General features: G+C 71.0%; 17 protein-coding genes and 1 riboswitch. Of the genes, 4 read left to right on the top strand and 13 right to left on the bottom strand.

Features of this window, described 5'->3' with window-relative positions; translation table 11 throughout:
- The first annotated feature begins 279 nt into the window (after positions 1 to 279).
- Positions 280 to 2076, top strand: a complete 1797-nt coding sequence (locus ACZ7FF_RS03045; protein WP_470808965.1) for an AMP-dependent synthetase/ligase — start codon at positions 280 to 282, stop codon at positions 2074 to 2076.
- A gap of 19 nt (positions 2077 to 2095) precedes the next feature.
- Here ACZ7FF_RS03045 and ACZ7FF_RS03040 read toward each other — a convergent pair whose 3' ends face one another.
- Entirely contained in the window at positions 2096 to 3733 is a 1638-nt protein-coding gene (locus ACZ7FF_RS03040; RefSeq protein WP_470808963.1) for a GMC oxidoreductase, read from the bottom strand.
- Positions 3734 to 3784: 51 nt separating this feature from the next.
- Positions 3785 to 4927, bottom strand: coding sequence for a glycosyltransferase family 4 protein (locus tag ACZ7FF_RS03035; RefSeq protein WP_470808962.1), 1143 nt, complete (start codon positions 4925 to 4927; stop codon positions 3785 to 3787).
- A gap of 133 nt (positions 4928 to 5060) precedes the next feature.
- Between ACZ7FF_RS03035 and ACZ7FF_RS03030 the strand changes: the two genes are divergently transcribed.
- Entirely contained in the window at positions 5061 to 6296 is a 1236-nt protein-coding gene (locus ACZ7FF_RS03030; protein ID WP_470808960.1) for a glycosyltransferase 87 family protein, read from the top strand.
- Positions 6297 to 6316: 20 nt separating this feature from the next.
- Here ACZ7FF_RS03030 and ACZ7FF_RS03025 read toward each other — a convergent pair whose 3' ends face one another.
- The 5 genes from ACZ7FF_RS03025 to ACZ7FF_RS03005 form a co-directional block, all read right to left on the bottom strand.
- Positions 6317 to 7504: a hypothetical protein gene (locus tag ACZ7FF_RS03025; protein WP_470808958.1), complete on the bottom strand. Its 1188-nt coding sequence runs from the start codon at positions 7502 to 7504 to the stop codon at positions 6317 to 6319.
- A 29-nt stretch (positions 7505 to 7533) separates the two neighbouring features.
- The gene (locus ACZ7FF_RS03020) at positions 7534 to 8553 is read right to left on the bottom strand and encodes a C40 family peptidase (RefSeq protein ID WP_470808957.1); all 1020 of its coding nucleotides are present in this window, start codon (positions 8551 to 8553) and stop codon (positions 7534 to 7536) included.
- Between the two features lie 240 nt (positions 8554 to 8793).
- On the bottom strand, positions 8794 to 9828 hold the full coding sequence (locus tag ACZ7FF_RS03015) for a C40 family peptidase (protein WP_470808955.1): 1035 nt from the start codon (positions 9826 to 9828) through the stop codon (positions 8794 to 8796).
- Between the two features lie 212 nt (positions 9829 to 10040).
- Positions 10041 to 11384: an NYN domain-containing protein gene (locus tag ACZ7FF_RS03010; RefSeq protein ID WP_470808953.1), complete on the bottom strand. Its 1344-nt coding sequence runs from the start codon at positions 11382 to 11384 to the stop codon at positions 10041 to 10043.
- A 45-nt stretch (positions 11385 to 11429) separates the two neighbouring features.
- Positions 11430 to 11669 (bottom strand): hypothetical protein, encoded by a 240-nt coding sequence (locus ACZ7FF_RS03005; RefSeq protein WP_352348351.1) that lies wholly within the window; start codon positions 11667 to 11669, stop codon positions 11430 to 11432.
- A 157-nt stretch (positions 11670 to 11826) separates the two neighbouring features.
- Here ACZ7FF_RS03005 and ACZ7FF_RS03000 point away from each other — a divergent pair, with 157 nt between their 5' ends.
- Both ACZ7FF_RS03000 and ACZ7FF_RS02995 read left to right on the top strand, forming a co-directional pair.
- A complete protein-coding gene (locus ACZ7FF_RS03000) occupies positions 11827 to 12621 on the top strand; it encodes a rhomboid family intramembrane serine protease (protein ID WP_470808951.1) in 795 nt (264 codons plus the stop codon).
- Entirely contained in the window at positions 12618 to 12899 is a 282-nt protein-coding gene (locus ACZ7FF_RS02995) for an Lrp/AsnC family transcriptional regulator (protein WP_470808949.1), read from the top strand. Before ACZ7FF_RS03000 ends, ACZ7FF_RS02995 begins: the two co-directional genes overlap by 4 nt.
- Before the next feature lie 34 nt (positions 12900 to 12933).
- On the opposite strand, the gene ACZ7FF_RS02990 is transcribed toward ACZ7FF_RS02995, so the two are convergent.
- The 6 genes from ACZ7FF_RS02990 to ctaE form a co-directional block, all read right to left on the bottom strand.
- Positions 12934 to 14295 (bottom strand): aminotransferase class V-fold PLP-dependent enzyme, encoded by a 1362-nt coding sequence (locus tag ACZ7FF_RS02990; protein ID WP_470808948.1) that lies wholly within the window; start codon positions 14293 to 14295, stop codon positions 12934 to 12936.
- A 142-nt stretch (positions 14296 to 14437) separates the two neighbouring features.
- Positions 14438 to 14554: riboswitch (SAM riboswitch) on the bottom strand.
- A gap of 75 nt (positions 14555 to 14629) precedes the next feature.
- Entirely contained in the window at positions 14630 to 15694 is a 1065-nt protein-coding gene (gene trpD / locus ACZ7FF_RS02985; RefSeq protein ID WP_470808946.1) for an anthranilate phosphoribosyltransferase, read from the bottom strand.
- A 139-nt stretch (positions 15695 to 15833) separates the two neighbouring features.
- A complete protein-coding gene (gene qcrB, locus ACZ7FF_RS02980) occupies positions 15834 to 17471 on the bottom strand; it encodes a cytochrome bc1 complex cytochrome b subunit (RefSeq protein WP_470808945.1) in 1638 nt (545 codons plus the stop codon).
- Positions 17468 to 18526: a cytochrome bc1 complex Rieske iron-sulfur subunit gene (qcrA, locus tag ACZ7FF_RS02975; protein WP_470808944.1), complete on the bottom strand. Its 1059-nt coding sequence runs from the start codon at positions 18524 to 18526 to the stop codon at positions 17468 to 17470. Before qcrA ends, qcrB begins: the two co-directional genes overlap by 4 nt.
- A complete protein-coding gene (gene qcrC / locus ACZ7FF_RS02970; RefSeq protein WP_470808943.1) occupies positions 18523 to 19335 on the bottom strand; it encodes a cytochrome bc1 complex diheme cytochrome c subunit in 813 nt (270 codons plus the stop codon). The genes qcrA and qcrC overlap by 4 nt, the downstream gene beginning before the upstream one ends.
- A gap of 63 nt (positions 19336 to 19398) precedes the next feature.
- The gene (gene ctaE, locus ACZ7FF_RS02965; RefSeq protein WP_470808941.1) at positions 19399 to 20019 is read right to left on the bottom strand and encodes an aa3-type cytochrome oxidase subunit III; all 621 of its coding nucleotides are present in this window, start codon (positions 20017 to 20019) and stop codon (positions 19399 to 19401) included.
- Between the last annotated feature and the right edge of the window lie 89 nt (positions 20020 to 20108).

Here is a 20108-nt window from a genome sequence, read left to right as displayed (position 1 = left end):
GTGTGGGGTCTGCGTGAACAGTGTCGGCCGGGCCTGCGGTTACTGGCCGGTCGGTTCAGCCGTGGACTACTGTGCGCGAAGGAACGCCAACGTGTGTGACGCAGCGAACATCTCACCGGGCCCCCCTGTCGAAGACGCCATACCGGCGGGTAACGTCCGGGCAGTCCAGTCGTGCTCTGGATTTCAACCACCGAAGACCCGAGCACCAGCCCGAGCCTTGGACCGCACCGTCGCATCGCACAACGTCGTGGCGCCGGCGCCCTATGAGGAGCAGCAGTCTTGCGCGAGTTCAGCCTTCCGGCTTTGTACGAGGTCCCTGCCGACGGCAACCTGACCGACATCGTCCGCAGAAACGCCGCGCAGCATCCCGATGTCGCCGTCATCGCCCGCAAGGTCGGCAGCGCCTGGCAGGACGTGACGGCCCGGGAGTTCCTGGCCGAGGTGCACACCGCCGCCAAGGGCCTCATCGCCTCCGGGGTGCAGCCGGGCGACCGGGTGGGCCTGATGTCCCGCACCCGTTACGAGTGGACGCTCCTGGACTTCGCGATCTGGTGCGCCGGCGCGGTCACCGTGCCGGTGTACGAGACCAGCTCGCCGGAGCAGGTGCAGTGGATCCTGTCCGACTCGGGCGCGACCGCCTGCGTCGTGGAACTGGACAACCACACGGCGGCCGTGGAGTCGGTGCGCGAGACGCTGCCCGCCCTGAAGCACGTCTGGCAGATCGAGGCCGGCGGTCTGGAGGAGCTGGCGCGGCTCGGGCAGGACGTGTCGGACGAGACCGTCGAGGAGCGCAGCTCGCTCGCCAGGGCCGACGACCCGGCGACCATCGTCTACACCAGCGGGACGACCGGCCGCCCCAAGGGCTGTGTCCTCACCCACCGCAGCTTCTTCGCCGAGTGCGGCAACATCGTGGAGCGGCTGCGCCCGCTGTTCCGTACCGGCGAGTGCTCCGTCCTCCTCTTCCTGCCGCTCGCGCACGTCTTCGGCCGTCTCGTGCAGATCGCCCCGATGATGGCGCCGATCAAGCTGGGCTGCGTCCCGGACATCAAGAACCTCACCGACGAACTGGCCGCCTTCCGGCCGACGCTGGTCCTCGGCGTCCCCCGCGTCTTCGAGAAGGTCTACAACTCGGCGCGGGCCAAGGCGCAGGCGGACGGCAAGGGCGCGATCTTCGACAAGGCCGCGGACACCGCGATCGCCTACAGCAGGGCGCTGGACAGCGCCTCGGGGCCGTCGTTCGGACTGAAGGTCAAGCACAAGGTCTTCGACCGGCTCATCTACAGCAAGCTGCGCGCGGTCCTCGGCGGCCGGGGCGAGTACGCCATCTCCGGCGGCGCCCCACTGGGCGAGCGGCTCGGCCACTTCTTCCGGGGCATCGGCTTCACGGTGCTGGAGGGCTACGGCCTGACGGAGTCCTGCGCGGCGACCGCGTTCAACCCGTGGGACCGTCAGAAGATCGGCACGGTCGGACAGCCGCTGCCGGGCTCGGTGGTGCGGATAGCGGACGACGGCGAGGTGCTGCTGCACGGTGAGCACCTGTTCAAGGAGTACTGGAACAACCCGGCCGCGACCGCCGAGGCGCTGGCCGACGGCTGGTTCCACACCGGTGACATCGGCACCCTCGACGAGGACGGCTATCTGCGGATCACCGGCCGGAAGAAGGAGATCATCGTCACGGCGGGCGGCAAGAACGTGGCCCCGGCCGTGATAGAGGACCGGATCCGGGCGCACGCGCTGGTCGCGGAGTGCATGGTGGTCGGCGACGGGCGGCCGTTCGTGGGCGCGCTGGTCACCGTCGACGAGGAGTTCCTGGGCCGTTGGGCCGCCGAGCACGGCAAGCCCGCGGGCTCCACCGCGGCGTCGCTGCGCGACGACCCGGATCTGAACGCCGCGATCCAGACGGCCGTGGACGACGGCAACGCCGCGGTGTCGAAGGCGGAATCGGTGCGGAAGTTCCGCATTCTGTCCTCCCAGTTCACGGAGGAGTCGGGCCACCTCACCCCGTCGCTGAAGCTCAAGCGGAACGTGGTGGCGAAGGACTACGCGGGCGAGATCGAGGCGATCTACGCTAAGTAGCCCCCTCTCTGACGGTGCGTCATGGCGCGGTGTCCTCCACGAGGACCCGCGCCATCGCGCGTTCGGCGAGCGCGGTGATGGTGACGAAGGGGTTCACGCCGATGTTGCCGGGCACCAGTGAGCCGTCGGTGACGTACAGCCGGTCGTACCCCTTCACCCGGCCGTAGTCGTCGGTGGCCTTGCCGAGCACGCAGCCGCCCAGCGGGTGGTACGTGAAGTCGTCGGCGAAGACCTTGCTGGAGGAGCCGAACAGGTCGTACCGGTAGATGGTGAGGTTGGCCAGGTTGATCCGGTCGAAGAGCTTCTTGGCCATGCCGACCGACACCGCGCTCTGGGCCGGTGTCCAGCCGAGCTTGACCGTGCCGGAGGCCGAGTCGTACGTGAAGGACGCCCGCTCGGGGTTCTTGGTGATCGCCAGGTAGAGGCTGATCCAGTGCTCGAAGCCCATGGGCAGCGGTGCTATCTCGGCGAAGACCGGGTTGTCGGCGTTGGCCCAGTCGTCGATGCCCATCACGGGCATGGTGGCCTCGTTGGCGCCGACGGTGTCCCAGACGTGGTTGGCGCGGCCGAGCATGGTGTTGCCGTTGGTGCCCCAGCCCGCGCCCACGGTGGGGTCCAGGTCGGGCAGGGTGCCGGTGTCCCGGGCGCGGACGAGGAGTTCGGTGGTGCCGAGGCTGCCCCCGCCGAGGAACAGGTAGGTGCAGCCGTACTGCTTGGTCTCGACGACCGCGCCGGTGTCGTCGATCCGGTCGGCGGTCAGCACGTACGACCCGTCGGGCGCCCGGCTCACGGAGCGCACCCGCTCCATGGTGTGGATGGTGACGTTGCCGGTGCCGAGGGCCCCGGCGAGGTAGGTCTTGTCGAGGCTGCGCTTGCCGTAGTTGTTGCCGTAGATGACCTCCCCGGCGAGCGCGGACCTGGTGGCGGTGCCCGCCGCCTCGCGCTGCATGTAGCCGAAGTCGTAGACGTTGGGCACGAAGGTGGTCTTCAGGCCGGCGTTGGCGGCGGCCTTCCGGGAGGTCCGGGTGAACTGGTACCACTCGGTGGACTCGAACCAGGCCGGGTCGATGGTGTTGACGCCGAGCATGGCGCGGGCGCGCGGGTAGTAGGTGGCGTACATCTCGTCGGCGTCCACGGTCGGGAACTGCTCGGCGAAGTAGGACTTCACGGGGGTGACCGCCATGCCACCGTTGACGAGCGAGCCGCCGCCGACGCCCCGGCCGACGTACACGGACATGTTGTCGTAGTGCACGCGGTCCAGCGCCCCCGGGTAGGGGCTGATGGGCTTGTTGACCACGTCCAGCCACAGGAACGTGGCGAGCGGGGCCTCGGTGCGGGTGCGGAACCACATGGACCGCTGGTCGGGGGCGCTGGTGGAGCAGAACACCTTGCCGTCGCTGCCGGGGGTGTTCCACAGCCGGCCCATCTCCAGGACGAGGGTGCGGATGCCCGCCTGGCCGAGCCGGAGGGCGGCGACCGCGCCGCCGTAGCCGGAACCGACGACGACGGCGGGGGCGGACTCGACCGCGCGGGGCTCGGCCGCACGGGCCGACTGGAGGCCGACGCGGGTGAACCCGAGGGTGGCCGCGGTCTGGAGCGCGGCCACACCGAGAATGTGACGTCTGGTCAGCTGACGCTGCATCAGTTTTGCTGTCATGCGCGCAGCATGTGCGGATTTTCCGGTTCCGGCTAGTCCGCCTGCCGGGATTTACAGCAGGGCTTTGAGCTTCTCGGCCAGCAGGTCCCAGCGCCACCCCTCCTCGACCCACCGGCGGCCGCGCTCGCCCATGCGGCGGCGCAGCGCGGGATCCTGCAGCAGGACGACGATCCGCTCGGCCGTCTGCCCGGCCGAGCCGCCCCGCACGACCCAGCCCGTCTCCCCGTCGAGCACCGCGTCGGGCGCGCCGCCCGAGTCCCCGGCGACGACCGGCAGCCCGGTCGCGGAGGCCTCCAGGTAGACGATGCCGAGGCCCTCGACGTCCAGGCCGCCGCGCCGGGTGCGGCAGGGCATGGCGAAGACGTCGCCCGCGCCGTAGTGGGCCGGCAGTTCGGACCAGGGGACGGCGCCGGTGAAGCGGACCGAGGCCGCGACGCCCGTCTCCCGGGCCAGACGGCGCAGATCCCGCTCGTAGGGCCCCCCGCCGACGATCAGCAGCACGGTGTCCGGCTCGGCGGCGAGGATCTGGGGCATGGCCCGGATCAGGGTGTCCTGGCCCTTGCGCGGGACCAGCCGGGAGACGCAGACGACGACCGGGCGGTCGGTCAGGCCGAGCCGGGCCCGGACCTCGGCGCCCCCGGACTCCGGGTGGAAGGTCTTCTCGTCGACCCCGGGCGGCAGCTGCACCATCCGCCCGGCCGCCTCGGGGCTCAGCGCCGCGGCGATCCGGGAGCGGGTGTACTCGCCCAGATAGGTGATCGTGTCCGTGGACTCCCCGATCCGGCCGAGGAGCTGCCGGGCCGCGGGCAGCTGGGCCCAGCCGGCCTCGTGCCCGTGGGTGGTGGCCACCAGCCGCTCGGCCCCGGCCCTGCGCAGGGCGGGCGCCATGAGCCCGAGCGGGGCCGCCGCCCCGAACCACACCGACGTACAGCCGTGCTCGCGCAGCAGCCCGGCCGCCCGCCGGGTGGCCCCGGGGGTCGGCAGCAGCATCGTCGTGCGGTCGCGTACGACCGTGAAGGGCTGCTCCTCGTCGAAGGCGGCCGTGGCCCGGGCGCCCTCCTGGCCGCGCTTCCAGGTGGAGGCGTAGACGACCAGCTGCCCGGGGTCCAGCCGCAGGGCCATGTTGTGCAGGAAGGCCTGGATGCCGCCCGGCCGGGGCGGGAAGTCGTTGGTGACGATCAGGGTCTTGTGCATCGCCGCCGACCCTACCGAATGGGCCGTCCGGCGCCGGGCGGAGACCGGGTCCGGTGGCATGCGCACGGCCGGGCACGACATCATGTTCCCGCGACGCGGACATCGAAGTGTTGATCGAACGGCAGGGGATCAGGTGGAGACCGAGGGCACCCGGTGGTCCCTGGCATGGCTGCTCGCGACCTGGGCCGTCACCCGCGCGGCCCTGCTGCTCTTCGTGTTCGGGGTGTACGTCTTCCCGGGCCCCGACGTCACCTCCGACGTGTCGGTGACCTACCTGGGCTGGTACGAGGTCCTGCAGCAGGGAACGTTTCCGCTGGACGACGTGACCTGGCAGTACCCGCCCGCCGCCGCCCTCGCGATCCTCTCCCCCGCCGCGCTGCCCTTCCTGTCCTACGCGCACGCCTTCTTCGTCCTGGCGTCCCTCGCCGACCTGGCCGTGCTGGTCCTGCTGCTGCGCTCCGGCGGGCGCCCCCGACGCTCGCTGCGCGGCGCCTGGGTGTGGGTGGTGGGCGTGCCGCTGCTCGGACCGACGGTGTACGCCCGGTACGACGTGATGGTGACCGCGGTGACGGTGGCGGCCCTGCTCGCCGGTGTCCGCCGACCCCGGGTGATGGGCGCGCTGACCGCCCTCGGGGCCCTGCTGAAGGTGTGGCCGGCCCTGCTGCTGGCCGGTGCCACCCGGCGGCGGGCGTGGGCGTCGGCGGCGGTGACCGCGTCCGGTCTCGCGGCGCTGTTCTCGGTGTCCATGCCGGGCGCGTTCGCCTTCCTGACCTTCCAGCGGGACCGGGGCACCGAGGTGGAGTCGCTGGGCGCGCTGGTCTTCCATGTGGCCCGGCACTTCGGCTGGGACGGGCAGGTGCTGCTGAACTACGGGTCGGTCGAGTTCGTCGGCCCGCACGTGGACCAGGTCAGCACGGTGGCGCTGGCGCTGACCGGGGCCGCGTTCGGCTGGCTGCTGCTGTGGCGGCTGCGGGCGGGCCGCTTCGCGCCGCACACCCTGGCGGACGCGGCGTTCACGGCGGTGCTGCTGTTCACGGTCACCAGCCGGGTGATCAGCCCCCAGTACCTCGTCTGGCTGGTCGGTCTGGCCGCCGTCTGCCTGTCCCACCGGGCGAGCCGCATGGGGACGCCCGCGGTGCTGGTGGTGGCGGCGTCCTTCGTGACGGTCCTGGAGTTCCCGGTCGGCTTCGTGCACGTGGTGATGAGCGACTGGTACGGCGTCCTGCTGATGCTGCTGCGCAACGGCCTGCTGGTCGCCGCCGCGCTGACGGCCGCCCGCCGGCTGTGGGACACGACCGTGCCCGTGGCACCCGAGGCCCCCCTCCCCTTCCAGCCGGCGCACACGGAGGAGACACCGGTCTCCCCCTGACTCCGGCGGGCGCCGCGCGCTCAGCCGAGCCGGGTCCTGACGTACTCCTGCCAGCGGGCGGTGAAGGCCCGGGGGGTCGTTCCGAGGACCTTCTCCAGGGCCCCCTCGACGGCGCCCGCGCGCCTGCCGTGGTCGCCGACGGCGCGGTAGAAGGCGTCGAGCCGGGCCGTACCCCAGTGGTCGGCGATCATCCGGCAGGCCAGCCAGCCGCTCTCGTAGGCCTGCGCCAGCTCGGTGGGGTCGCTGGTGAAGCCGAAGTCCTTGTCGGTGGGGAGCGCGGCGGGCGCCCTGCCGTCCTTCACGGCGTGGGCGAGTTCCGGCGCGGCCTCGGTGGGGGTGCGGCCGATGCCGAGGTAGCCGATCCAGTCGGCGTAGCCCTCGGAGAGCCACAGCGGGGTGGCGCCGGTGGTGTGCGCACGGGTGGCCACGTGGGTGGTCTCGTGGGTGAGCACGACCTGCTTGCCGACGTCGCCGAGCACGGCGTACGCGTCGGGGTTCACCACCACCCGGTCGGCCGGTGTCCGCCCGGAGGCGCCCGCCTCACCGGTCGTGACGGCGGCGATGCCCCGGTAGTTGGAGGCGGGCGAGCCGAGCAGGCCCGCCATGCCGTCCAGGGAGCGCGGGACCAGGACCACCACCTTGCGGGCCCAGTCGGCGCCCCACGCGCGGGAGACGGCGGGGACCGCGTGGTCGGCCAGCCGGGCGAAGACGCGCAGCCCGGCGGTGGACTGCCCGGTGCCCAGAACCAGGCTGTGGGCGCCGCTGACGGCGGTCACCGTGCCCTGGTCCCACAGCTGCTGCCCGGTCCGTCCCGCGGGCCGGTCGGCGGTGACGTGCCAGGCGCCGTCGGCGGAGCGGGCGAGGGTGAGGGTGCGGCGGGCGTCGACGGGCGCCCGGTCGTAGCCGGCGACGCGGTAGCGCAGCTCGGCGTCGGCGGTGGCGCCGGAGGCGGTGCGGTGCAGGCCGGTGACCCGGTAGGTCCAGGAGGCCAGCGGAAGGGCGCGCAGCCGGGTGTACTCCGTGCGGGTGCCGGTCGCGGCGTACGCGCTCTCGTCGTGGCCGAGGAGCGCCGTGGACCGCAGGTCGAGCACGTGCTGCACCTCGGTGCGGGCGGGGTCGGCCGCCGTGCGCCCGCCGCACCCGGTCAGGGGCAGCAGCAGGCACAGGGCCACCGCCCCGCCGCGCCACACCCCTCTGCCTCCGGCCATTTCCCGATCGTACGGTGCGGACCGGGAAGTCAGGGCCGGGTGACGGAGGAGACCGGCATCATCCCGACCGGGTCGTAGCGCACCGCCGCCCCGGGGTAGGGCGCGTGGATGACCTGGCCGTGCCCGACGTACATCGCCACGTGGCTGGCGTCGGAGCGGTAGACGACGAGGTCGCCCGGGCGCGCCTGGGACAGCGGGATCCGCCGGCCGGCGAAGCGCTGCTCCTGCGAGGTGCGGGGCAGCTGGATGCCGGCGTGCGCGTACGACCACTGCATCAGGCCCGAGCAGTCGAAGCCGGAGGGCCCGTTGGCGCCCCACACGTAGGGGCGGCCGAGGGCGGAGCGGGCGGCGGCGAGGGCGGCCGCGGCGCGGGCGTCGGGGGCGACCGCGCCGGTCAGGTCGGGCAGGTCGAGGCGGCCGGCGCCGTCGGAGCGCGAGGCCCGGTCGTAGGCGGCGCGGTCGGCGGCGGACAGCGAGTCGAGCAGCTGCCGGGCCTTCGCGAGCTTGCCCTCCACCGTCCTCTTGTGCGCGGCGACCGCCTTGCGGCTGCGCTCCAGCTCGTCGAGCTTCCCGGTGGCCTCCGTGCGCTCCTGGGCGAGGTCGCGCAGCGCGGACTGCAGCTCCCGGAGCTGACCGGCCTGCTGGGCGCCGATCCGGTCGAGGGTGGCGGCCTTGTCGAGGTAGTCGTCCGGGTCGCGGGAGAAGAGCAGCGCGACGGCCGGGTCGATGCCGCCCGCGCGGTACTGGGCGCCGGCCAGTGAACCGAGCTGCTCGCGCAGGGAGTTGACGGCCTGCTGCCGGCGGGCGATGTGGTCCTGGGCGTCCCGGACCTCCCGGCGCAGCGTGTTCACGCGCTCCTCGGCCCGGTCGAAGGCCTGCGTCGCCTGCTCGGCCTCCTGGTAGAGCCGGTCGACCTCGGCGCGGGTGTTCGCGTGCGGCGAGGCCTGCGCCGGTGCGGCGGCGAGCGCCGCGGCCGTGGCCGACAGCAGGCACAGGGCGGCGGCGCCCCGGTCGAATCCGGACGGTGCAAGGCGGCGATGGGACCCCACGGGTTGCCGTACCCCTTCCGCTGGCTGACAGATGACGTCCCCGGCGCCCGGGGACGGGGAGGCCCCGGCGCCAGGGAAACGCGGCAGACAGTAGCCGTGCGGAAGGGCCCCGACCAAAGGCGTCGGCGGCAACAGAAGGTGACGCCCCGCCGCTGACGCAGGTCACCGGCGGGGCGTGGGGTCAGTTCGTGTCCCGGTGATTCGCCCGTTCGGGCGCCACCGTGCGGTCGTCCGCGGGTCTCAGACCCGCACGCCGAACTGGAAGGGCATGTCGGACATCGCCTCATAGCGGACCACGGCGCCGGTGTGCGGGGCGTGCAGCACCTGGCCGTTGCCGGCGTACAGGCCGACGTGGTGGATGTCGCCGTAGAAGAAGACCAGGTCGCCGACCTTGAGGTCGCTCTGGCTGTAGATGCGGGTGCCTATGGTGGCCTGCGCCTCGGAGGTGCGCGGGATGGAGACACCGGCCGCCGCGTAGGCGTAGGAGGTCAGGCCCGAGCAGTCGAACGAGGAGGGGCCGGTGGCGCCGTACACGTACGGCTTGCCGAGCTGGCCCTGGGCGGCGGCGAAGGCGGCCGCGGCACGGCCGGATCCGGGCGGGGTGTCGCCGAGGTTCACGCGCTGGCTGGAGGAGCGGTCGGCGCGCTGCTGCTGCGCGGCCAGCTCCGCCTTCTCCTTGGCGGTCAGGCTGTTGAGCAGCTTCTGCGCCGAGGCGAGCTTGTCCTGGACCGCCTTCTTCTGGTTGCCCAGTTCGGTGCGGGTGGCGGAGAGGTCCTTGAGCTTCTCGGTGGCCTCCGCCCGCTCCTGGGCGAGTTCGCGCTGTTTGTCCTGGATCTTCCGGAGCGCGTCGACCTGCTGGCCGCTCAACTGGTCCAGCGTGGACGCCTTGTCGAGGAAGTCGTCCGGGTTCGAGGAGAGGAAGAGCTGGACCGAGGGGTCGATACCGCCGGAGCGGTACTGGGCCGTGGCCAGCGAACCCAGGCCGTCGCGCAGCTTGTTGAGGTCTTCCTGACCCCGGGCGACGTTGTCCTGGATCGTGGAGATTTCCTTCTGCAGCTTCTGCTGCTTCTCCTTGGCCCCGTCGAACTTCTCGGTGGCCTGCTCGGCCTGCTGGTAGAGCTCGTCGACCTTGGCCTTGACCTGGTCCTTGCTGAGCTTCTGACTCGGCGCGGCGTTGGCGGCGTTCGCGCTCAGCACGACGGCAGCGGCGGCTGCGGTGGTCAGCACGGTCACGCGAGCGCGACTCTGCTGCTTGGGTCGACGATGGGACGCCACGGAGGACGAACTCCTTCTTGTGAGTGATCACCCGTTCGGAGGTTCGAGCCCAGACCCTAGTGACCCACTTGTGATCAGTTCAAATCCTCACACCAAAAAATCCCGCCCCGCAATGCATTCTTTGCACAGAACTCACATGCAGTGAGGCGCGCTTGACACTAAGTGGTTCGACGATCAACCCAATTCGGGCATTGCGTACGTCCGTTGGGCCTTCAGGACAGTCGCTTCAGAAGTACCGCAGAGGCCACGGGACGGGCACCCGCCCTGGCGACGCCGTCGGCCACCTCGCGGTCGGTCGAGGCGACGATGACCGGACGGCCCGGTGGCTCCGCGCGCACGAGCTGGCGGATCAGCTCGTCGGCCGTGACGCCCGGCTTGGAGAACAGCACCCGCACCCCGCGCGGCGGCGCCAGGAGCACCGGCGCGGCCAGTTCGGCGCCGTCGAAGACACAGGTGACCTCGGCGCCGGTCTGCGCGGCGAGCGCGGAGAGCTGACCGAGCAGCCTCAGCCGCTGCTTCTCCAGCGGCATCTGCGGATAGCCGGTCTTGGTGACGTTGTAGCCGTCGACCACCAGATGCGCCTGGGGCAGGGCGAGGAGCTGGTCGAGGATCGCGGGGTCGTGCTCGGACAGGGCGCGCGCCGCGATGTCCTTTGGCGTCATCCGTCCCGGCTCCACCGCGTCGACCGTCTCGGCCGGGCGCACGGACACCGGCGGCAGGGCCAGTTCCCGGCGCAGGCCCTGGGTCGCCTCCAGCAGGGTGTCGAGCAGCAGCCGCACCCGCATGTCCTCCACGCTGCGGCCCTCACGGGCCGCCCGGCGGGTGGCCTCAAGGCCCGCCTCGGCCTCGCCGAGGCGGGCCTTGAGCCGGCGGGACTCGCTCTCGGCGGCCGACACCTGGGCCTGCGCCTCGGCGCGCACGGCGTCGGTCTCGCCCTGCGCCTTGCGCAGCGCGGCCTCGCCCCGCTTCACGTCGCTGAGGGCGGCGCGCAGTTTCCGGTGCAGCGATTCGGCGTCCCTCTTCGCCGACTCCAGCTCCGTGCGCAGCCGTTCGGTCTCGGCCCGGGTGTGCTCACGGGCCTGGGCCAGCTCGGCACGCAGCCGGTCCAGTTCGGCCCGGCTCTCCTCGTCCGCCCGCTCGGCGTCGGCGCGCTGGGCCTCCTCGCCCGCCGCGGTGACCAGCTTCACCCAGCCCGCCGGACGCAGTACGTAGGCCGCGGCCGCCACGTCGAGCGGGTCCGCGGCCGGGGGCGGCGAGCCGGAGTCGAGGGCGCCGGCGAGTTCCGGCTGCGCCTCTCTGAACTTCTCCCCGATCCGCTGCCGGAACAGCGCGTCGGTCTCCAGCGCCGCCGCCATCGCGTTCCCGGCGAACTTGGCCCGGCGATTCGGGGTGAACCGGGCGTACTGCCGGAGCTGCGCGGGCAGTTCGCCCATCGTCAGCCCGCCGAAGCCGTCCGAGACGATCTGCACGGCCCTGCGCCGCACTCCGTCGGGCAGCGGACGGTCAAGCACCTCAGCGGTGCCGTCGCCCGGCCCCCCGCCTGCGGTCTCCACCATCCGTCACACCCCAATACCGAAGAAAACCTCTCCGGGCCGCTCCGCTCAGGAGCCGGCGCCCGGCCTGTCCACGAGTTCCACCTGGTCCACCGCGTTGCACCAGCGGCAGCGCACCGACTCGATGGTCTCACTGACCACCTCGCGCTCCTCCACGCTCGGCTCACCGGCGAGATCGAGATGCACGTACTCGACGACCTTGGACGAACGGGTGACGTCGAACCGGGTGAGGTTGCCGCACAGGGTGCAGCGCCACCGGGTCGTGGCGGTCGGCAGGGGAACCGTCATCGTGGCTGTCCGCTTCCTTCGTCTCGTCGTCGGGCCGGGCCGGGGGCCGGCGCGTGTGGCTCGTAACCCTACGGCCTGGCAGGTACTCGCCGCCCGCCCGTCCACGGCGGCGAGGCGGTCTGTCAGCTTGCGTCCCCTTACGTCATGCTCTGTGTTCATGATCAGCGACTGGAGCACGGCGGCCGGCAGGACCCTCAGGGCACTCAGGGGCACCTCGGCGCCGACGACGTACGCCCTCATCGCCCTGTGCTTCCTGATCTTCGTCCTGGGCCCGGCCTCCGGGCTCACCCCCGGGTACGGCTCCGGGGACGCCCTGCTCGCCGCGCAGCGGGCGTACTTCCGCCGCTGGGGCGTGGTCCCGGCCGAGCTGTTCGGCCGCCCCGCGCAGCAGGCACTCACCCCGGTCACGGCCCTGTTCGTGCACGGCAGCTGGGTGCACCTGCTGGGCAACATGCTCTTCCTCCTCGTCTTCGGTGTGATGACCGAGGAGCGGATGGGCCGGGTGGAGTTCACTCTCTTCTACGTCGGCTGCGGTTATCTGGCCCTCCTGGGCTACGCGGTCGCCAACGCCACCTCGGAGCAGTCGCTGGTGGGCGCGTCCGGGGCGATCTCGGCGGTTCTCGGAGCGTTCCTCTACCTGTTCCCCCGCGCCCGCGTCACCAGTCTTCTGCCGTTCCTGTTCTTCCTGCCGCTGCGGTTCCCGGCATGGGTCGTGCTGCCCTTCTGGGCGGCGCTGCAGTGGCTGGCGGCCGGGCGCTCCGCCCAGGGGCCCGGGGTGGCCTACCTCGCGCACCTGGTCGGCTTCGCTCTCGGCTTCGGCTACGCGTGGGCGCGCTACGGGACGAGGAAGGGCCCGAAGGACGGCCCCGGACGAGCGGTGGTGGGGGACGGGCGGGCGACTAGAGTGAAAGCCGCCCCTGCTCAGGCCCCCGAGGGAGAGAACCAGCCGTGATCACCGCGATCGTCCTGATCAAGACCAGCGTGGACCGGATCCCCGAGATCGCGGAGCAGATCGCTTCGCTGGAGTCGGTCACCGAGGTCTTCTCCGTCACCGGTACGTACGACCTGATCGCGATGGTCAGGGTGCGGCAGCACGAGGACCTCGCCGAGGTGATCCCGGGTCGGATCAGCAAGATCCCGGGGGTCGAGGCCACCGACACGCACGTCGCGTTCCGCACCTACTCCCAGCACGACATGGAGGCGGCCTTCGCGATCGGGCTGGACTCCTGACCGCCTGAAGGCCGCCCCACCGGACGCCCCGGCCTCACACCGCGGGCACGCAGCGCCCGTCCTCCGTGCGATACGTCCACTTCGCGCCCTCGGTCACCAGTTCCTTCACGGCGTCCACGAAGCGGCGCACGTGCTCGTCCGGCGTGCCCGCCCCGAAGCTCACGCGGATGGCGTTGAGGGCCTTCTCGCCGGGCGCAGCCTCGGGGGCGCCGCACTCCCCCTGGGTCCTCGGGTCCGTGCCCAGCAGGGTGCGCACGAGGGGGTGGGCGCAGAAGAGGCCGTCGCGCACGCCGATGCCGTACTCGGCGGAGAGGGCGGCGGCGAAGTGGGAGCTGTTCCAGCCCTCGACGACGAAGGAGATGACCCCGACGCGCGGGGCGTCGTCGCCGAAGAGGGAGAGGAACCTGACCTCGGGCACCCCGGCGAGCCCCTCGCGGACGGTGTCGATCAGGTGCCGCTCGCGGGCGACGAGGGTGTCCCAGCCCGCCTCGGTGAGCGCCTTGCAGGCGGAGGCGATGGAGTAGGCGCCGATGACGTTCGGGGAGCCCGCCTCGTGCCGGGCCGCGCCCTCGTGCCACTCCACGTCCACCCCGCCGTCCTCGCGCCGGGTGACCTTGCGGCTGGCGCCGCCGCCCGCGAGGTACGGCTCGGCCACCCGCAGCCAGTCGGCGCGGCCGGCCAGGACACCGGAGCCGAAGGGCGCGTACAGCTTGTGCCCGGAGAAGGCGACCCAGTCCACGTCCAGCTCACGGATGTCCACCGGGTGGTGCGGGGCCAGCTGGGCGGCGTCCAGGACGATCCGGGCGCCGTGGGCGTGCGCGGCGGCGGCCAGCTCGCGGACCGGCCACAGCTCCCCGGTGACGTTCGAGGCACCGGTGACGCAGACCAGGGCCGGTCCGTGCGGGGCGCGGTCGGCGAGGGCCCGTTCCAGCGTCGTCACGGCCTGCTGCGGGGTGCGCGGGGCGTCGAGGTAGGTGACCTCGGCGTCCTGCCAGGGCAGCAGCGAGGCGTGGTGCTCGGTCTCGAAGACGAAGACCTGGCAGCCGGCGGGCAGGGCGCAGGCCAGGAGGTTCAGGGAGTCGGTCGTCGACCGGGTGAAGACCACCTGGTCGCCCTCGCGGCAGCCGAGGAACGCGGCGACCGTCCTGCGGGCGTTCTCGAACAGGTCGGTGGAGAGCTGGGACAGGTAGCCGGCCCCGCGGTGGACGCTGCCGTAGTAGGGGGCGTAGGCCGCCACGTCGTCCCAGACACGCTGGAGGGCGGGGGCGCTGGCGGCGTAGTCGAGGGCCGCGTAGGCGACCTCGCCACCGGTGACGAGTGGGACGGTGACATCTGCGCCCAGAACGGAAAGCGGGGCACAAACGGACTGGTCGGCGGCAGCGGTGAGGACAGACATGGGGAACTCCCGTGAGGACGTACGGCGCAGGGCGTACGGAAGGAAGAGAAGATGGGTGTGCGGAGGCGGGGCTCGGCGGCCCTATCGCATTCGCTTGCTCACGGAAGGCTCCTCGACGACCAGGACCCCTGGTTTCTCGAGGGGTCCGCGCTTGCCGCGGACCTCGTTGCCCACGACCTGGTCCTCACCCGGGGCACCCCGCCACGGACGGAGGGTTGCCGGACAGTCGGCCGGGGCCTCATGACTGTCACTCATGACCTGGTACGGGAACGTACGCGAAGTGATCGGCGTCCCGCAACCCGAGTCCGGATCGCGGGACGCCGACCGGGGACCCTCAGGCGTTGCTGGCGGCCACCCAGCGCTCCAGCGCCCGCTTCGCCTCGCCGGAGTCGATGGACTCCGCGGCCTTCTCCATCCCGGCGCGCAGCTGCTCCGTCAGGGACGCGTCGCCCGGCGCGAGGGCGACCAGAGCCGCCGCCGAGTTCAGCAGCACGGCGTCCCGGACGGGTCCCGGCTCGCCGTCCAGCACGCGCCGGGCGACCTCGGCGTTGAACGCCGGGTCGCCGCCGCGCAGGGCCTCCACGGGGACCAGCTCGATCCCGGCGTCGCGCGGGTCGAAGGACTCCTCGGCCACCTTGCCGTCCCGGACCACCCAGACCCGGGAGGTGGACGTGGTCGTCAGCTCGTCCAGGCCGTCGTCGCCCCGGAAGACCAGCGCGGAGTTGCCGCGCCCGGCGAGGACGCCGGCCACGATGGGCGCCATCCGCGGGTCGGCGACGCCCACCGCCTGGGCGCGCACCCGGGCCGGGTTGGTCAGCGGACCGAGCACGTTGAAGGTCGTCCGGATGCCCAACTGGCCGCGTGCCGCGGCGACATGACGCAGTGACGGGTGGAACTTCACCGCGAAGCAGATGGTGATGCCGGCCTCCTCGGCGACCTCGGCGACCCGCTTCGGCGTCAGGTTCAGGTTGATCCCGAGCTTCTCCAGGACGTCGGAGGACCCGGAGGCGGAGGAGGCGGCCCGGTTGCCGTGCTTGACGACCCTCACGCCCGTGCCCGCGACCACGATCGAGGACATGGTGGAGATGTTCACCGTCTTGGCGCCGTCACCGCCGGTGCCCACGATGTCGACGGCGGGACCCGGCACCTCGATGACGTTCGCGTGCTCGTACATCGTGCGGACGAGGCCGGAGATCTCCTCGACCGTCTCGCCCTTGGCCCGCAGGGCCACCATGAAGCCGGCGATCTGGGCGTCCGTCGCCTCGCCGCGCATGATCAGGTCCATCGCCCAGGCGGTCTCGTCGGCGGACAGGTCCCTGCCGTCCAGCAGACCGTTCAGCAGAGCGGGCCAGGAGCGGCCCGCCGCGGTGTCGCCTCCAGCGGGGGTCACAGCGCTCATAAGCCGCTCCTGGTTCGATGTCCCGCACCACGGGACGCGTGTCTCAACAGGTCCCACCCTATCGACCCCCGGGGACGGCGAAGGGCCCCGTCCGTAACCCGGACGGGGCCCTTCTGCGTGGCGTGACGACGCGGTGGGATCAGTGGTGGCCGTGGCCGCTCGTGATCTCCTTGTACTCCTCGACGGTCGGCTTCGCGATCTGGTTGTCCTCGCCGTGGTAGGCGCTGGACAGCCGGGCCCTCAGCCGGTCGCCGGCCTTCACCTTGCGCTCGACACCGTTCTCGTCGACCGTCGGGCCGATCTCGAGCGGCTTGTACTGCTCGTGCGCGGTGAGCGTGTGCAGCTGCTCCTGGCTGAGCGGCTCGTGCACCTCGATGAACTCACCGTGCGGCAGGCGCTTGATGATGCCGGTCTCGCGGCCGTGCAGCACCTTCTCGCGGTCACGGCGCTGCAGGCCGAGGCAGATCCGCTTGGTGAGCAGGAACATCAGGACCGGTCCGACGAAGACGAAGATCCGGACGAACCAGGTGACCGCGTTGATCGACAGGTTGAGGTGCGTGGCCCACAGGTCGTTGCCGCCACCGATCAGCAGGGTCAGGTACACCGTCATCCAGGCGACACCGAGGCCGGTGCGCGTCGGGGCGTTCCGCGGGCGGTCCAGGATGTGGTGCTCGCGCCTGTCACCGGTGACCCAGGCCTCGATGAACGGGTAGACCGCGATCGCGACCAGGACCAGCGGGAAGATCATCAGCGGGATGAACACGCCCAGGACGAGCGTGTGGCCCCAGAAGTCGATCTCCCAGCCCGGCATGAACCGGATCAGGCCCTCGGAGAAGCCCATGTACCAGTCGGGCTGGGCGCCGGTGGACACCTGGTCCGGACGGTAGGGACCCATGGCCCAGATCGGGTTGATCTGCGCGATGGCGGAGATGACCGCGATGACACCGAAGACCAGGAAGAAGAAGCCTCCGGCCTTGGCCATGTAGACCGGCAGCAGCGGCATGCCGACGACGTTGTTGTTGGACTTGCCCGGACCCGCGAACTGCGTGTGCTTGTGGTAGAAGACCAGGATCAGGTGGCCCACCATCAGGCCGAGCATGATGCCCGGCAGCAGCAGGATGTGGATCGAGTAGAACCGGGCGACGAAGTCGTGACCGGGGAACTGACCGCCGAAGAGGAAGAACGACAGGTACGTGCCGACGATCGGCACGGACAGGATCGCGCCCTCCATGAAGCGCACACCGGTGCCGGAGAGCAGGTCGTCCGGGAGCGAGTAACCGGTGAAGCCGGTGAACATGCCGAGGACGAACAGCAGGAAGCCGAACAGCCAGTTGACCTCACGCGGCTTGCGGAACGCGCCGGTGAAGAACACGCGCATCATGTGCACGAACATGCCGGCGAGGAAGATCAGCGCGGCCCAGTGGTGGATCTGCCGGACGAGCAGACCACCGCGCACGTCGAAGGAGATGTGCAGGGTCGAGTTGAACGCCTCGGACATCAGCTGTCCCTGGAGCGGGACGTAGCTGCCGTGGTACTCCACCTCGTTCATCGACGGGTGGAAGAACAGCGTCAGGTACACACCCGTCAGGATGATGATGATGAAGCTGTACATGCACACTTCGCCCAACATGAACGACCAGTGGTCGGGGAAGATCTTGCGCATGTTGGACTTGGCCAGGGAGTAGATCCCGAGTCGGCCGTCGGCCCAGTCGGCGACACGCTCGCCGGCCGGTGCCTTCCCGCGAGAGCGGGGCGTTTCGTTCGCTGCAGTACTCATCCGCGCTCCCAGAATGCAGGACCGACGGGCTCCTCGAAGTCGCCGAGCGCCTGGAGGTAACCCTCACTGTCCACGCCGATGCGCAGCTGCGGCAGGGCGTGGCCGGCGGGGCCGAAGATCACTCGGGCACCGTCGGAGAGGTCGAAGGTGGACTGGTGGCACGGGCACAGCACGTGGTGCGTCTGCTGCTCGTACAGGGAGATCGGGCAGCCGACGTGGGTGCAGATCTTCGAGAAGGCGACGATGCCCTCGTGCGACCAGTCGAGCTCGCGCTTGTCCTTGATGTTGTCCGGCTGCAGCCGGACGATCATCAGGGCCGCCTTGGCGATCTCCGTCTGGAACTGCTCGTCCGTCTCGTCCAGGCCGTCGGGCTTGGCGAACGTGAGCGAACCGACGCCGACGTCCTCGGGACGCAGCGGCTGGTTGGTGTTCATGTTGACCAGACGCTTGCCCTTGGCCCACAGGGTGTGGCGCAGCGAGGTGCCGGGCAGCGGACCGAGGTCGCGCAGCAGCATGACGCCGGAGAGCGGCACCAGGGCCAGCGCGCCGAACATCGTGTTGCGGATCAGCTTGCGGCGGCCGAGCGCCGACTCCTTGGCGCCCTCGCGGAAGTCCGCGTGCACCTTCGCGCGGACCTCGGGAGAGGCCTCGATCGGGTGACGCTCGTCGGCGACCTCGACGTCGGACATCAGGGTGCGGGCCCAGTGGACCGCGCCCGCGCCGATACAGAACAGGGCCGTGCCCAGGGTCAGGCCCAGCGCGAAGTTCAGCGCGCTGAGGTGCCCGATCGGGAACACGAAGATGTTCTTGTCGTGCGGGATCGTCACGTACGACGTGATGAAGCCGAGGGTGGCCAGCATCGACACCGTGAACAGCAGGGCGACCGCGCGCTCGGACCGCCGGGCGGCCCGCTCGTCGATGTCCTGGATCCGGTGCTCGTGGGGCGGCAGCCCCGGGTCGGCGAACGGGTTCTCCTCGTCCGCGATCCCTACCGCGCCGTGCGCGTGGTCCTGCTCAGCGGGCAGGTTCTCTTCTGGAATGTCTTGGCTACTCATGACTTCTTGGCCTTTGCGGTCCGAGCGGCGACCCAGACGGCGACGGCGATCAGTGCGCCGAGGCCGAAGATCCAGGCGAACAGACCCTCACTGACCGGGCCGATGCCGCCCAGTTCCAGACCGCCGGGGTTGGTCGTCTGGTCGCTGTCGACCGCGTGCAGGTACGCGATGATGTCCTTCTTGTTCTTCGAGGACAGCGTGGTGTCGGGGAAGTTCGGCATGTTCTGCGGGCCGGTCTGCATGGCCTCGTAGATGTGCTTCGGGTCGACGCCTTCCAGCGTCGGCGCGTACTTGCCGTTGGTGAGGGCGCCACCCTTGCCGGTGAAGTTGTGGCACTGCGCGCAGTTCGTGCGGAACAGCTCGCCACCCTTGGCGATGTCGGCGCCGTCCGGACCGTACTGGTCCTTGGTCGGGATGCTCGGGCCGGCGCCCAGCGACGCGATGTACGCGGCGAGCTGGTCGATCTGGGCCTGCGTGTAGATGGGCCTCTTGCGCGGGACCTGGGCGCCCTGCGAGGTCGCGGCCGGCATACGGCCGGTGCCGACCTGGAAGTCGACCGCCGCGGCGCCCACGCCGACCAGGCTCGGGCCGTCGGAGGAGCCCTGGCCACCGGTGCCGTGGCAGCTGGCGCAGCCGACCTCGTAGAGCTTCTTGCCCTCCTTGATGGTCAGGGACTGGGAGGTTTCATCGGCCTGTGCCTTGCTCGCGGGTGCGAACGCGGCGTACAGCCCCCCAGTGGCCGCCAGCGCGAGGAGTAGGACGACGACCGCCGCCAGCGGATGGCGTCGTCGTGCGGAGAGCTTTTTCACGGATTACCCCGGTGTCAGGATCTTCTGCGTCGGTGCTTCTGGATTTAGCGGGAGTGGTCCCGGCTACTTGATCAGGTAGATCGTGGCGAAGAGGCCGATCCAGACGACATCGACGAAGTGCCAGTAGTAGGACACGACGATGGCCGCGGTCGCCTGCTCGTGCGTGAACCTCTTCGCCGCGTAGGTGCGGCCGAGGACCAGCAGGAAGGCGATGAGACCGCCCGTCACATGCAGGCCGTGGAAGCCGGTGGTCAGGTAGAACACCGAGCCGTACGGGTCGGAGGACAGGGAGATCCCCTCGTCCCTCACCAGCGAGGTGTACTCGTAGATCTGACCGCCGATGAAGATCGCACCCATGATGAAGGTGATGATGAACCAGCCACGGAGCTTCTTCACATCGCCGCGCTCGGCCGCGAACACGCCGAGCTGGCAGGTGAGCGAGGAGAGCACCAGGATCGTGGTGTTCGTCGCGGAGAAGGGCACATTGAGCGCTGAGGCCATGTGCTTCCAGTGGGCCGGTCCGGTCACCGACCGGAGGGTGAAGTACATCGCGAAGAGGGCCGCGAAGAACATCAGCTCGGAACTCAGCCAGATGATGGTTCCGACGCTGGTGAGGTTCGGCCGGTTGACCGACGGGTGCGCGTGCCCGGTTTCTACTGTCGTTGCTGTCGCCACGACCGACATTATGTCGGTCGCTTATCCCGCCCTCACTCCGGGGGGTGCCGTTCGGAGTGTTGCTGCCTGCCGAACCGGTGCTGACGTGGTGTTCATGG

The organism is Streptomyces sp. NPDC037126 (genome assembly GCF_055605965.1).
This window is presented reverse-complemented; position numbering and strand designations above follow the sequence as displayed.

Excerpts from the sequence above, each read along its gene's own strand:
- ACZ7FF_RS03040 (WP_470808963.1), bottom strand. The coding sequence starts at position 3,733 with ATGACAGCAAAACTGATGCAGCGTCAGCTGACCAGACGTCACATTCTC.
- ACZ7FF_RS03035 (WP_470808962.1), bottom strand. The coding sequence starts at position 4,927 with ATGCACAAGACCCTGATCGTCACCAACGACTTCCCGCCCCGGCCGGGC.
- ACZ7FF_RS03025 (WP_470808958.1), bottom strand. The coding sequence starts at position 7,504 with ATGGCCGGAGGCAGAGGGGTGTGGCGCGGCGGGGCGGTGGCCCTGTGC.
- ACZ7FF_RS03010 (WP_470808953.1), bottom strand. The coding sequence starts at position 11,384 with ATGGTGGAGACCGCAGGCGGGGGGCCGGGCGACGGCACCGCTGAGGTG.
- ACZ7FF_RS03005 (WP_352348351.1), bottom strand. The coding sequence starts at position 11,669 with ATGACGGTTCCCCTGCCGACCGCCACGACCCGGTGGCGCTGCACCCTG.
- ACZ7FF_RS03000 (WP_470808951.1), top strand. The coding sequence starts at position 11,827 with ATGATCAGCGACTGGAGCACGGCGGCCGGCAGGACCCTCAGGGCACTC.
- ACZ7FF_RS02990 (WP_470808948.1), bottom strand. The coding sequence starts at position 14,295 with ATGTCTGTCCTCACCGCTGCCGCCGACCAGTCCGTTTGTGCCCCGCTT.
- trpD (WP_470808946.1), bottom strand. The coding sequence starts at position 15,694 with ATGAGCGCTGTGACCCCCGCTGGAGGCGACACCGCGGCGGGCCGCTCC.
- qcrB (WP_470808945.1), bottom strand. The coding sequence starts at position 17,471 with ATGAGTACTGCAGCGAACGAAACGCCCCGCTCTCGCGGGAAGGCACCG.
- qcrA (WP_470808944.1), bottom strand. The coding sequence starts at position 18,526 with ATGAGTAGCCAAGACATTCCAGAAGAGAACCTGCCCGCTGAGCAGGAC.
- ctaE (WP_470808941.1), bottom strand. The coding sequence starts at position 20,019 with ATGTCGGTCGTGGCGACAGCAACGACAGTAGAAACCGGGCACGCGCAC.